General features: G+C 48.9%; 15 protein-coding genes. 12 read left to right on the forward strand and 3 right to left on the reverse strand.

Going from position 1 to position 12,260, the window contains the following annotated elements:
- The first annotated feature begins 9 nt into the window (after positions 1-9).
- Positions 10-648 carry a phosphatase PAP2 family protein gene (locus K7P76_RS20190; RefSeq protein WP_232187119.1) on the forward strand — a complete coding sequence of 213 codons (639 nt, stop codon included), beginning with the start codon at positions 10-12 and terminating at the stop codon, positions 646-648.
- On the forward strand, positions 645-1,082 hold the full coding sequence (locus K7P76_RS20195; RefSeq protein WP_232187120.1) for a MarR family transcriptional regulator: 438 nt from the start codon (positions 645-647) through the stop codon (positions 1,080-1,082). The genes K7P76_RS20190 and K7P76_RS20195 overlap by 4 nt, the downstream gene beginning before the upstream one ends.
- 85 nt (positions 1,083-1,167) lie before the next feature.
- Here the strand turns inward: K7P76_RS20195 and K7P76_RS20200 are convergent, their stop codons facing one another.
- Entirely contained in the window at positions 1,168-1,614 is a 447-nt protein-coding gene (locus tag K7P76_RS20200; RefSeq protein WP_232187121.1) for a cupredoxin domain-containing protein, read from the reverse strand.
- 379 nt (positions 1,615-1,993) lie between these two features.
- Between K7P76_RS20200 and K7P76_RS20205 the strand changes: the two genes are divergently transcribed.
- Together K7P76_RS20205 and K7P76_RS20210 are read left to right on the forward strand one after the other, a co-directional pair.
- Positions 1,994-3,733: a pyrroloquinoline quinone-dependent dehydrogenase gene (locus K7P76_RS20205; protein ID WP_232187122.1), complete on the forward strand. Its 1,740-nt coding sequence runs from the start codon at positions 1,994-1,996 to the stop codon at positions 3,731-3,733.
- 75 nt (positions 3,734-3,808) lie between these two features.
- A complete protein-coding gene (locus K7P76_RS20210) occupies positions 3,809-4,912 on the forward strand; it encodes a carboxypeptidase-like regulatory domain-containing protein (protein ID WP_232187123.1) in 1,104 nt (367 codons plus the stop codon).
- Positions 4,913-4,977: 65 nt separating this feature from the next.
- On the opposite strand, the gene K7P76_RS20215 is transcribed toward K7P76_RS20210, so the two are convergent.
- Complete coding sequence (locus K7P76_RS20215) at positions 4,978-5,376, reverse strand: cupredoxin domain-containing protein (protein ID WP_232187124.1); 399 nt, start codon at positions 5,374-5,376, stop codon at positions 4,978-4,980.
- 182 nt (positions 5,377-5,558) lie between these two features.
- Between K7P76_RS20215 and trmB the strand changes: the two genes are divergently transcribed.
- Positions 5,559-6,353 carry a tRNA (guanosine(46)-N7)-methyltransferase TrmB gene (gene trmB, locus K7P76_RS20220; RefSeq protein ID WP_232187125.1) on the forward strand — a complete coding sequence of 265 codons (795 nt, stop codon included), beginning with the start codon at positions 5,559-5,561 and terminating at the stop codon, positions 6,351-6,353.
- A gap of 92 nt (positions 6,354-6,445) precedes the next feature.
- Here the strand turns inward: trmB and K7P76_RS20225 are convergent, their stop codons facing one another.
- Positions 6,446-6,970 carry a phosphatase PAP2 family protein gene (locus tag K7P76_RS20225; protein WP_232187126.1) on the reverse strand — a complete coding sequence of 175 codons (525 nt, stop codon included), beginning with the start codon at positions 6,968-6,970 and terminating at the stop codon, positions 6,446-6,448.
- Positions 6,971-7,134: 164 nt separating this feature from the next.
- Between K7P76_RS20225 and K7P76_RS20230 the strand changes: the two genes are divergently transcribed.
- From K7P76_RS20230 to K7P76_RS20260, 7 genes are all read left to right on the forward strand, one after another.
- On the forward strand, positions 7,135-8,295 hold the full coding sequence (locus K7P76_RS20230) for a glycosyltransferase family 4 protein (RefSeq protein WP_232187127.1): 1,161 nt from the start codon (positions 7,135-7,137) through the stop codon (positions 8,293-8,295).
- A 301-nt stretch (positions 8,296-8,596) separates the two neighbouring features.
- Complete coding sequence (locus tag K7P76_RS20235) at positions 8,597-9,835, forward strand: glycosyltransferase family 2 protein (RefSeq protein ID WP_232187128.1); 1,239 nt, start codon at positions 8,597-8,599, stop codon at positions 9,833-9,835.
- Positions 9,836-9,934: 99 nt separating this feature from the next.
- The gene (locus tag K7P76_RS20240) at positions 9,935-10,408 is read left to right on the forward strand and encodes a YdeI/OmpD-associated family protein (protein ID WP_232187227.1); all 474 of its coding nucleotides are present in this window, start codon (positions 9,935-9,937) and stop codon (positions 10,406-10,408) included.
- 295 nt (positions 10,409-10,703) lie between these two features.
- Positions 10,704-11,216 (forward strand): translation initiation factor IF-3, encoded by a 513-nt coding sequence (infC, locus tag K7P76_RS20245; protein ID WP_232187228.1) that lies wholly within the window; start codon positions 10,704-10,706, stop codon positions 11,214-11,216.
- Positions 11,217-11,232: 16 nt separating this feature from the next.
- On the forward strand, positions 11,233-11,433 hold the full coding sequence (rpmI, locus tag K7P76_RS20250) for a 50S ribosomal protein L35 (RefSeq protein WP_130606452.1): 201 nt from the start codon (positions 11,233-11,235) through the stop codon (positions 11,431-11,433).
- Between the two features lie 43 nt (positions 11,434-11,476).
- Positions 11,477-11,836: a 50S ribosomal protein L20 gene (gene rplT / locus K7P76_RS20255; RefSeq protein ID WP_116062642.1), complete on the forward strand. Its 360-nt coding sequence runs from the start codon at positions 11,477-11,479 to the stop codon at positions 11,834-11,836.
- Positions 11,837-11,987: 151 nt separating this feature from the next.
- A complete protein-coding gene (locus K7P76_RS20260) occupies positions 11,988-12,239 on the forward strand; it encodes a hypothetical protein (RefSeq protein WP_232187129.1) in 252 nt (83 codons plus the stop codon).
- Positions 12,240-12,260: the final 21 nt, after the last annotated feature.

Genomic DNA, 12,260 nt, shown 5'->3' on the forward strand with positions numbered 1-12,260 from the left:
CATAGAAGCATGAAACTACCCTTTAAATTGCTTAGCGCATATTTCCTCAGCATAGTTGCGGCGATTGGTTTCGGAGTCATCGCCTTACTGATCGGCAGAAACAAAATCTCCGTGTTCGATTTATCGATCATATCAACCGTCCAAGGCTGGGAAAACCCCGCGCTGACGACCGTAATGGAACGATTCAGTTGGTTAGGCACTACGCCCGTGGTGGTTTTCTTGTCGATTGGGATCTTAATATTCCTGGCGGCCATTCTCGGTCACCGGAAGGAGTTGCTGCTATTCATCGCGATTATCGGCGGAGCTCCCCTGCTTAACAGCGTTTTGAAATCTGTTTTCCGACGCGAAAGGCCGGATATCCACCGGCTTGCGGAAGAAGCAAGCTATAGTTTTCCTAGCGGCCATTCTATGGCTGCTTTTGCGCTTTACGGCGGGTTGATCTATTTGCTGTGGAGGCATGTGACGAGCAAAGCGGGCCGGGTTCTACTCGTTGCATTAGGTTCGATTATCGTGCTGTGTATAGGGATTAGCCGCATTTATTTAGGCGTGCATTACCCTAGCGACGTTATTGGCGGGTATTTGGCAAGCGGGGTATGGCTTAGCTTGTCGATTGGGATATTCCAGAGCATGGGAGGGAGAAGGAGATGATTAACAGAAGAGAGCTGCTCGTCTCGTATTCGAAGAAATTTTCGGTGCATCGGCGGATGTGGGAAACGGAATGGAACCGCAGGAACACAACGGACCTATCGTATCCGCAATTTCTGATTTTGAACATATTGGATCAGGAAGGTCCCAAACAGTCGAAGGAATTGGTCAATTTTTTTTCCATAACCTCGGGAGGAATAACGGCCATTGCCAATAAATTAATTTCGCAAGGGCTGATCGTCAGAACGCGTGATGATCATTTGGACCGCAGGGCGGTTCTCATGGAAATTAGCGATAAAGGCCGCGAAATATTGAAATCTTTGGAATCCGTAAGAGATCAATCGTTCGAAACCATCTTTGCATGTCTTACCGATGCCGAAATCGCTTATTTAGAACAGATATACGGGAAGTTGATTGGCGATAGGCCAGTGAGGTGAACAATAAGTAACAATAAATGAACAAAGAACGGGAATAGCGGCAGTCCGGAAGGACATGAAGCTTCCCGTTCTTTTATTTTGTGAATTATTCTACGATCAGTTTACCGACCATACTATCGTGTCCCGTACCGCACATAATCGAGCAGTTGAAATCGTAAGTGCCTGCTTTATCCAATACAATCGTTGCCGATTCGCCGTTTTTGATTTTTACGTTCAGGTCTTTAATTTCCAGACCGTGGTTTCCGCTATCGTTTTTCAGCGTCAAGACGATTGTATCGCCGACTTTGGCTTTGATCTCTTGAGCATCAAATTCAAAATTAGTTGCAGTTACCGTAATTTCCTTCGTTTCTCCACCTGCAGCAGGTGTGCTTGCAGAAGAGGAAGCAGAAGCTGGAGCAGAATCTGATGGTGACTCCGAAGAGCTCGGTGATGCGTTGTTATTGTTGTTGCTGCCGCATGCACTCAAGGCTAGTACTGCCGAAAGAGCCACAAGCGCAAAGAATAGAGTTGATTTTCTGGATAATTTCATCATATTGGTTCCCTCCTGAACTAAAATACAAGTGCTGATATTCCTTACTAGTAAGTAACCCGTCAACGAAGAAGTATACTCTTCGACATACGAACTCGTCAACTATTCTTTACCCAACCTTTTAGTTATTGAATAATATTCCAGCTATCTACATGGTAGTTGACGTTATATAAAAATAGGCGTAGTATTCGATTTGTAATATATCTTATTAGTAAGATACTAACTCGTCACATTAATTTAAGAAAGGGGTCTTTCATTCGAAAAACGCCGCGTACTGCCGGATCATTACCCATGATTCTATCAGGCAGCTCTTTCTGTGCGTGCATTTATCGTTAGGGAGATTTCGTTTATCGTCAGAATACAAATTTAGGGGGAACACACATTGAACAAAAAAATGGCTTTGTCCGGCGCCGTTATGGCTGCGGTACTTGCGCTGACTGCGTGCAGCTCGAATAATAACTCAGATGGGTCACCATCATCATCCGCGTCGGGTTCTCCGTCAGCTTCTGCTGCTTCACCGTCGGCATCACCGTCGGCAGGTACTAAGTTTGAAAGCTTTCCAACTTACGGATTCGATTTAGCGAATACACGCCACGTTCCTTTTAAAGAAATTACCGCAGACAATGTCAACGAGCTTGGCGTTGTTTGGTCGGCAGATCTGAAAACGTTGGATGCAGACGTTAAAAACGGTAACCAATCGTATCCGGTTGTTGTGGACGGAGTTATATACATCACGACCAGCGGCAACCAAGTATTCGCATTCGAAGGAGCAACAGGCAAGCAGTTGTGGCACTTTAAACCGAGCGCCGATCTGGCAAAGGACTTCGGTAAAGCCGGAATCGTCGCTAACCGTGGCGTCTCCGTCGGCGAAGGTAAAGTGTTCATGCTGACAATTGATAATCATATCGTAGCTTTGGATCAGAAAACCGGCGAGTTGGTCAATTCGGTCAAGATCTCAGACAGCATCGAAGGCGTAACGGTCGAAAATGGGTATTACGAAACGACTGTTCCTATCTATTACAAAGGCAACATTTATATTGGCAGCAGCGGAGGCGATAACGGTGTGCGCGGCTTCGTCGCTGCTTACAAGGCGAGCGATCTGACGCCTGCGTGGGATGCTCCGTTCTGGACTGTGCCGCCGAAAGGCCAAGATTGGTTGGCAAACAGCAAATACCATGGTGGGGGAGCAGTTTGGAATCCGGTTGCCATTGACGAAGAAACGGGCATTATGTACTTTGCGGTCGGCAACCCAGCTCCGGACTTCTATGGTGAAGATCGTCCGGGCGCGAATCCATATACGGATTCCGTTGTAGCCGTAGATAGCGCAACAGGCAAATTGATCTGGTCGCAGCAAGAAATCAGCCATGACTTGTGGGACTATGACGCTGCAGCTTCTCCGATGATCCTTAATGCAACCGTGAATGGGAAAGCGCAGAAGGTTGTCGTTGAAGGCGGTAAATCCGGCCAATGGTGGGCTTGGGACGCTGCGACTGGCGATGTCGTCTGGGACGGCATACCGTTTGCGAAAATCGACCACCCAAAACCGACTCCGGAAGGCGTGCTCGTCTATCCTGGCGTTCTCGGCGGAGAGAATTATGCTCCGGAAACGTATGACCCGGCTAGCAACTATGTCCTGATTCCAGGCATCGAATATCCAGCATTGATTAAGAGCGCCAAAAACCAAGATGGAGCTTTCGACAAGTCTTTCACCGGCGCTTGGGCATTCGGTACAGCTATGGGCGAAACGCCAGCCGATATCGTGCCTTACGGTACCATTACGGCAATTGACGTAAACACGGGTAAACAAGTATACCAGAACAAAACAAAAGACATGATGCGCGGAGGTCTGACGAGTACAGATACCGGACTGGCATTCTACGGCGAATTGGACGGTAAAATTAATGCGATGGATATTAAGTCGGGTAAAGTTCTCTGGACGTTCCAGACCGCCGGCGACAATATCCAAGCGGCTCCGGCATTCTTTACGGTTGATGGCAAGCAGTACCTGACCTTCACATCAGGCGGCACGAAGCCGAAAATTCACGTTATTGCAATTGGCGGCGACAAAACTCAAGGCAGTACGGGTACAGCTGACAACGGCAATGCACATGCTGCGAAATAATGAATTGCAATAGAGTTTGCGTAGTTGCGGGTTCTTAGGAACCCGCTTCTTGTGCGAGTAAAGGGGAGTTGCATCATGCGATTGCGATTATATTCCAAAGCGGCCGTCTTAGTTTTGTTAGCTTCCGCTCTTGCGGGTTGTACCGGTTCCAAATCGGACAACGAAGCCCAGGATTTTCAATTAAAAATAGACCAATCCGCGTTTTCCTTGAAGCAATGGAAATCGGACGGAACCCATAGATCTATCGTCAGCGGTACATTCATGCATGGAGATCAGCCGGTAGTCAATGCGATTCTGCATGCCGGTAACAGCAAACGGGACATTGAGACCCGCGATGATGGCTCCTTCCAGATTCTTCTGGATCAGAGCCTGTTAGGCCGGACGAGCGTACATGTAATATCGCTCGAGAAAGCAACGATTAATGGAAAACCGATCTCTCAGGATCTGACCGATAAAGGGAAGGCTGTTACTTCTGCATTTAATGTGAATTACCCAATTGAAATTATTTCAACCGCAATCTCTGCTCAAGACCCGAATCAAACGGAAATCAAGGGCAGGCTTAGAGCGGACCAGACGGCTTCTGTTGCATTTTTCCAAGAAGATAAATTCAAAATTGCGGGACTCGTGAAAGACGCAGACGGGAAGCCCGTGTCAGGGGCGGTCGTATGGATCGATCGAGATGCTGGGGAAGGCTTCGCCAAATCCACTCCGACCGACGAGAATGGACAATATAGTATGTACTACTTGCCGGAAGAGGATGAAGACACTAACCTCAGCGTTACAATAGGTACAGTGAAGTACACGCTTCCCGCGAATAAAGTATTTCATTTTCCGGAGGATACGAGTTTGAACGTGGATATCACTTTACCCCGCGAGGGCACGGTTATCGATGACAAACCTCCGACTCTTGTGAGCCATACTGCTCCCGGTGCCCTGTACCTTGGTTTGTTGGTCGGTCTCGATGTCGCGGAAAATGTGAATTATTCTGTAACGATACCGGATGCAGAGGGCAATTTCACCATTACCGTACCGACTAGCGTGTGGGAGAAAAATCCGACGTTCTTCGAAACGAATATGAAAAAGTTCATCGAGAAAGACAAGCTTCAATCCGGAGATTCGTTGCCTTCCTCCTTCATAGAAGTGGAGCAGAACGCTCCCCATAACATTAAGGCAAAGTGAACGCTAGATAATCGAATAACTTAAATAGCCGCGTCAGTGACGCGGCTTACTTATATTGCGATAGCTTATTCTACAATAATATTGCCTGTCATGTTGTCATGCCCTTGGCCGCATTGGATGGAGCAGTGGAACTCGTAAGTACCCGCTTTATCCAGTTTCACTTCTTGAGTTTGTTTGTTTTTGAGCTTTATGCCCAGTTCATCGCTCGTGAATCCGTGAACGCCAGACTTGTTAACCAATGTCAGCTTAAGCGTGTCGCCGACTTTAGCTTTAATCTCCGGTTGATCGAATTTCCAGTTAACCGCGGTAATTGTTACTTCCTTAACTGCTCCGCCGGCTGGTGCGCTTGCGGCAGGGGAGCTAGGTGCCGGCGAATTGCTGTTGTTTTTGCTATTCCCGCATGCGCTTAGCGCAAATACTGCTGCCAGAGCGACGAGAACAAACAATAAAACCGATTTTCTCATCAATAAAGTTCCTCCTGAAGTCTTTATTTTAGAGCGCTTTTCAGTAATATGCCCGGTTTCCAAGGAAAACGGTTCCGAAAAGAGTGGTTTATTGTGGAAACCTCCCTTTACAACGGGCGGCACATTGGGCAAAATAGGATTCATTAACGATAGGCAACCGAGCGTTGCGGGAGGATTAAGGGATGAGACTTCGCGGCAGAAAAAATATAAGGGAAAGCTTGGAGCGTCAGTCGGACCTGGTCGTGCTTGAGCCACAGAAGTTGAAAGGGCGTTGGCACGAGTTTTTCGGCAACGACAATCCGATTCGCATCGAGTGCGGCATGGGCAAAGGCCAGTTTATCAGCCGGATGAGCGTGAACAACCCGGAGATTAATTATATCGGGATGGATATTTACGACGAATTGCTGCGACGAGGCAGCGAGAAAGCGCGGACTTTGTGGAAAAACGAGAAGGGCGCCGACGAAGTTCCGAACTTGGCTCTCGTAAGGGGAAACGTGGAATTCCTCGAGAAAATGTTCGAACCGGGGGAGCTAGAGCGCATTTATTTGAACTTCAGCGATCCATGGCCGAAGTCGAAGCATGGCAAGAGAAGGCTCACTCACCCTCGTTTTCTAATGAAATACAAGGAAGTTCTAAGCGACATCGGGGAAATCCACTTCAAGACGGATTCGCTGACCTTGTTTGAATTCTCGCTCAATAGCTTCTCCGATGTCGAATATCAGATGCGCAATATTTCGTTGGACTTGCATCGCAACGGAGTTCGGGACGATCTCGTTCTTACCGAATACGAGACGAAATTCGTTGGCAAGGGAATGCCGATTTATCGGCTCGAAGCGGTTATCGGAGCTAAAGTTCAACAGGAACACAGACGCCAAGTGGCGGAGGACTTGGAGGAACAAGCTCGCAGAGGCAGCACGCGGAACTATGAGTCGGGTGACGATTCGGATTTGGATACGGACTCGGACACTGACGAATAAACAGCAAGCGGCCGTACCCGGGTGAGAGCCGGGTACGGCCGTTATAATAATCGTGCTTGCCCTGGGGCAAGCACGTTATTTTGTATAAGGGCTTAAATCCACAGCGAAAGTAACAGGGCAGTCGTGCTTCCGAGCAATGCGCCGGCTACCGTATCGCTCGGGAAATGAAGCCCGAAGTAGATGCGCGATAAGGCAACGCCGATTCCGATCGGCAACAATATGGGGATAAGCAAGGGCTCCGTGAGCATCCAGGGCGTCAGCATCGCGAAAGCCGCCGTCGTGTGGCCGGACGGGAACGAAGGGTCTTTGAGGGGATGGCGATTCGTGTTGATTTGCGGAAACACCTGATACGGGCGCAGCCTTGGCGCGCTTCTTTTGGCGATGGCAACGGGGATATGGCTGGCCACCACTGCTGCAAAGGCCGTCCAACCGGCTTCGCTCCACGGTTCCGGCGCGAATAAGCCGGCAGCCAGCGAGATGCAGAGACTAAAGGTAGCTCCAGCGATTAGGGACAAAGTATAGAAGAGCCAGTTCAATGCGGAACGGTTCCAACGAATGTTGACATGCAGGAATAATGGGCGTTCGACTTCCTGAAGCATGCGGTATATTCGGCTCATATTCCCTCTCCTTTTGTAAGCGGGCTGATCAGCCTGCCAGGTACTGATTATTCTTCCTGCATTAAGCATACAACTCAATTATTAAGCCAGTATTAAAGGATGATTTGACATCCCGATAACGTCCTTTATGTAAAATGGAGGAAACCGACGGGGAGGGATTACCCATGTCAGAAATCCGATTGGCTTTATTTACGGATACGTATTTTCCGGAGATTAACGGTGTAGCTAAGACATTGGAACGCTGGATCGGGTATTTGCGCAAGCAAGGCATCGAATGCCTTGTGTTCGCGCCTGCGAGGCCGCGCGGGGAGAAGACGGTATCGGAAGTTGCGGAAAGGCTGACAAGCTTGCCGTTCTTTCTCTATCCGGAATGCAGGCTTGCGGTTCCCCAGACCGGGAGCGTCGAGCGCAAACTGCTGAATTTCAAACCGACGGTAATTCATGTCGCGACACCATTCGGCACGGGCGTAGCAGGTCGGCATTTGGCGATTAAACACAGATTTCCACTAGTTGCCTCGCACCATACTCATTTTGTGCGATATTTGCCGTTTTACAATCTTCAATGGATGGGTAAACTTTTATGGAGATATTTGCATTGGTTTCACCGCCCTTGCAAACGAATATATGTGCCTTCGAGATCGGTTTTGGAGGAGTGCCGCAGGGATGGATGGGAAGGGCTTGAAATCTGGAGCCGCGGCGTCGATACGGAACGGTTTCACCCAGTTGTAGATCGTGAGGCGTTGCTTAATGAGGTCGGCATGCCAACCTCGCGCTTTATCGTGCTGTATGCCGGACGAATGGCACCGGAGAAGCAAACGGAAGTGGCGGTGGAGGCGGTTGACCGGTTTGCTTCGAGAACGGGCGCTGACGTGGAGTTTGTTGTTGCCGGAGATGGTCCTGCGGCAAACGATATCAAGGCATTGACCTTACGGCGAGGCATTCAAGCGCGATTTCTCGGTGCCATTCCCCAAAACCGGCTTCAGCAATGGATGGCAGCTTCGGACGTGATGTTATTTCCTTCGGCGACGGAAACTTTCGGCAACGTGGTGTTAGAAGCGATGGCATGCGGGTTGCCCGTAGTAGGCGCGGCTGGAGGGGCTGTGCCGGACACCATTCGGGACGGCGAGAACGGCCTGCTCTGCCAGCCGGGGGATGTAACTGCGTTTGCCGACAAGTTAGAGCGATTGTACAAAGACGCTTCCTTGCGGGCAAGGTTGTCTGCGGCAGGCGTTCACGAAGCGGGATATCGTTCGTGGGATGAAGTGTTTAAAGGGTTGAAGGCGAGCGTCGACGATGCGATAGGTACGTTAACTGCAACTTTATGAGTTTCCCAATCGTTAATTTACTGTGAACAGGGCATAGGTCTCCGGATAGAAAAAGAATGGAAATCGATGAAAAGCTGCGCTGAGACGTAGCAATTCCCGCCGCTTGCGATGCTCCGTTGCCGAGAACCCCGCATCTTGGCTGTAAGCCGCAAATATGGGGGGAATGCCCTTTTGACAAATGAACGCAAAATGGACAGAATCAAGAAAGTGTCTTTTAGAAGGTGCTCCTGAGAAAAATAACAAGTCAATTTAGAGAGAAAAACAAAAAAAAGAAAAAGGGATCTAGGGGGTACAACCGAATATGTTCAACAATCTTCTTTTGGTTGTTCAGGTGTTATTTTTCCTGATTGGCGCGTATCAAGTCATTTTGTCTTTTTTTGGATGGTACCGCAAGAGAGAGCGCATTACCCATAAGCCGACAAAGTCGTTTGCCTTATTGGTTGCCGCCCACAATGAACAAGCCGTTGTCGGAGCCTTGATTGAAAATTTACTTAAATTGGATTACCCTCGCGAGCTGTTCGACATCTTCGTTATTTGCGATAACTGCACGGACGGGACGGCGGATATTGTACGCAAATACCCAGGGGTTCATGCTTGCGAACGCTTTAACCCTAATCAAAGGGGAAAAGGCTTTGCCATCGAATGGATGCTTAAGGAATTATGGAAAAATCCTAAGCAATACGATTCCATTGTCATGTTCGATGCAGACAACCTAGTGGCAACCAACTTCCTGCAACACATGAACGAAGATCTTTGCAACGGACATCGGGTCATTCAAGGTTACTTGGACACGAAAAACCCGAACGACTCTTGGGTCAGTGCCGCGAATGGAATCAACTATTGGTTTTGCAACCGTTTATGGCAAATGCCGCGTTATAACTTGGGACTTTCCAACTTTCTCGGCGGAACGGGCATGTGTTTCGAGACAAAGCTGCTGAAGGAAATGGGTTGGGGAGCGACGAGCCTGGTCGAGGACTTGGAATTCACGATTCGTTGCATTCAACGCGATATTTATCCTAAATTCAACTACGATGCGCGCGTATACGACGAGAAGCCGATTACGTTTAAGGCCTCTTCCCGTCAGCGTCTTCGTTGGATGCAAGGGCATTTCGATATTACTCGCCGTTACATGCTTCCGCTTCTGTGGCAGGGAATCAAGGAACGCAGCATGGTTAAGATCGATGCGGCGCTATACGTTTTTAACGCATACAACTTCCTGCTCGGTTTCTTAATTACCGCCACGCTCTGGTTTGATCTTTTGCTGCCGGGCGAAGCGCATTTCGATTCTATTTATTCCATTGCGCCTGCATGGCTGGCAATACCGATTTCCATTTACATTTACTTGCAGGTCCCGCTTGCCATGTTGCTGGAGAAAGTGAATTGGCGCATTTACCTTAAGCTCGTTATGTTTCCGATTTTCTTCTTTACATGGTGGCCGATTACGTTCTACGCTTTCTTCACGCAGAACAACAAAACCTGGAGCCACACGGAGCATACCCGTGTTATCCGGCTGGAAGAAGTACAAGGCAAACAGATGTAATCGCAGCGGATCCTCGGACTCTCTCCGGGGATTTGTTGTATAATCACGGGTATAAGCATTGAGCGCTGATTGTGATAAAAGCGGGGAGGCAATCTCTTGGTGGAATCCAGAACGTTCAAAGGCCCTCTGTTAAGACCGCCCGGTGTAGGTACATGGATTTATGTAGATGTTCCATTTGATGCGGAATCGATATTCGGGAGCAAAGGGCAGGTTCGGGTGAGGGGAACGGTGAACGGTGCCGTCTTTCGGAGTACGCTGATGCCGCGCGGCGATGGCACTCATTACTTGGTCGTTGGCGGCGAGCTGCGCGAGGCGGCGGGTGTCTCCGTTGGAGACGAAGTTATGGTAAACTTGTCCGCGGATACGGATGAACGGATAGTCGAAGCTCCGGATGATCTGCAAGCCGAGCTTGCGGTTCATGAGGCGGCGAATAGGTTTTGGGCTGCTTTAGCGTATTCCTATAGGAAAGAGTACGTAAATTGGATAGAGGACGCGAAGCGGGAAGCGACTTGGCATTCAAGGATCGCCAAGGCGGTCCAGATGCTAGCGGAAGGTAAGAAATTGAAGTCTTAATGTCGCTATGGCAATACCGGTGATTTAGCGTTGACATCCCATGTGCAGCATGATATAGTGTTCGTTGTGACTGATTTATGTAAATTATTCAGCACGCACAAGCAGAAGCACCCGCTTCTCACCTGATCGGCAATTGCTGACGGGTATGCGTAGCCGACGAGATACGGCGATTGCAGGAACTTCGGTTTCCTTGCATGACCGTTAACGTTAGGACTAGGATGCGGGTCAATGCGACTCGTATTTTTTTGTTTTTACCCACAACTTAATCGACAGTTTATTTCGGAGGTGGAACATTATTAGCAAGGATCATCAACTCAACGAGGAAATCCGGGCGAAGGAAGTCCGACTGGTCGGCCCTGAAGGCGAACAAATCGGTATCAAACCTTTTCGTGAAGCGATGCAGATGGCAATTGACGCGAATCTTGACCTAGTTAACGTAGCACCGCAGGCGAAACCGCCGGTGTGCCGCATTATGGACTACGGGAAATTCCGTTATGAGCAGCAGAAGAAAGAAAAGGAAGCCAGGAAGAATCAAAAAATCGTCGACCTCAAAGAAGTTTGGTTTCGTGCTAACATTGAAGAGAATGACTACCAGACGAAGTATCGTAACGTCGTGAAGTTCTTGAATGAAGGCGACAAGGTCAAATGTTCCGTTCGGTTCCGCGGTCGTGAAATCACGCACGCGAAGCTCGGTCAGAAGATCTTGGAGCGGGTCGCGAACGAAGTAGCAGAAATTTGTATTGTAGAGCGCATGCCTAAGCTGGAAGGCCGCAGCATGATTATGATTTTGGCTCCGAAAGCCCACTGACAGGAGGATACAACTCATGCCTAAGATGAAAACTCATAGCAGCTTGAAAGATCGTTTCAAAATTACCGGAACAGGTAAAGTAAAACGGTACAAAGCTTATAAGAATCATTTGCTGTCCCACAAATCGGGACGCGCAAAACGCGTATTGGCTGGTCAGCCGTTGATGGCTCAAGGCGACGTTCGTCGTCTGCAGCAACAACTTGGCAACCTTAAATAATCGTCAACATCGTTATATGAACACTTCCGGGAGGTAATGAATCATGGCAAGAGTCAAAGGCGGATTCGTAACGCGCCGTCGTCGCAATAGAATGTTGAAATTGGCAAAAGGTTACTGGGGCGCGAAACATCGCCTGTTTAAGAAAGCTAAAGAACAAGTAATGAAATCCCTTATGTACGCATACCGCGACCGTCGTCAGACGAAACGGAACTTCCGCAAATTGTGGATCGTGCGTATTAACGCCGCGGCTCGCCAGAATGGCCTGTCTTACAGCAAGATGATGCATGGCCTTAAATTGGCCGGTATCGAAGTAAACCGCAAAATGCTTGCCGACCTAGCCGTGAACGACATCGGCGCGTTCAATTCGCTAGCCGGCGCTGCCAAAGAAAAAATCAACGCGTAATTTGCGTACAAGCAAGGGCTCCGGGAAACCGGGGCCCTTTACGTGTTTTTCCGGGATCATAGCCCCATTTTTCCGCAGGCGGACAGAGGTACATGCAGGACCAGCTCCTTTTCCATAAGCTACAAAACAACCAGGAAGGAGGTTTATACAATTGGCGCATATTACTCGTTCGCAAGCCCAGAAGATGGTGGGTAAAAGCATTTATGCGGTGCGTAAAGATGGTTCGGCAGTCTCGGGCAAACTTGTCCGTGTGAGCGGGGATCAGTTAGTCCTTGAGCAGCCGAAAGGTAAAAAGGTTCAGACAAAAGCCATATTCCCGCTTTTGTTATTTGATGTACTTGCTATTGACACATTTGATGGCTTTGGTTTTGATGGCTTCGGTGGTGGCTTTGGCTGGTGGTAAGTGGAAACTGAATAGCTGAAG

This window comes from Cohnella silvisoli (assembly GCF_021190915.1).
GTDB classification, from domain to species: domain Bacteria; phylum Bacillota; class Bacilli; order Paenibacillales; family Paenibacillaceae; genus Cohnella; species Cohnella silvisoli.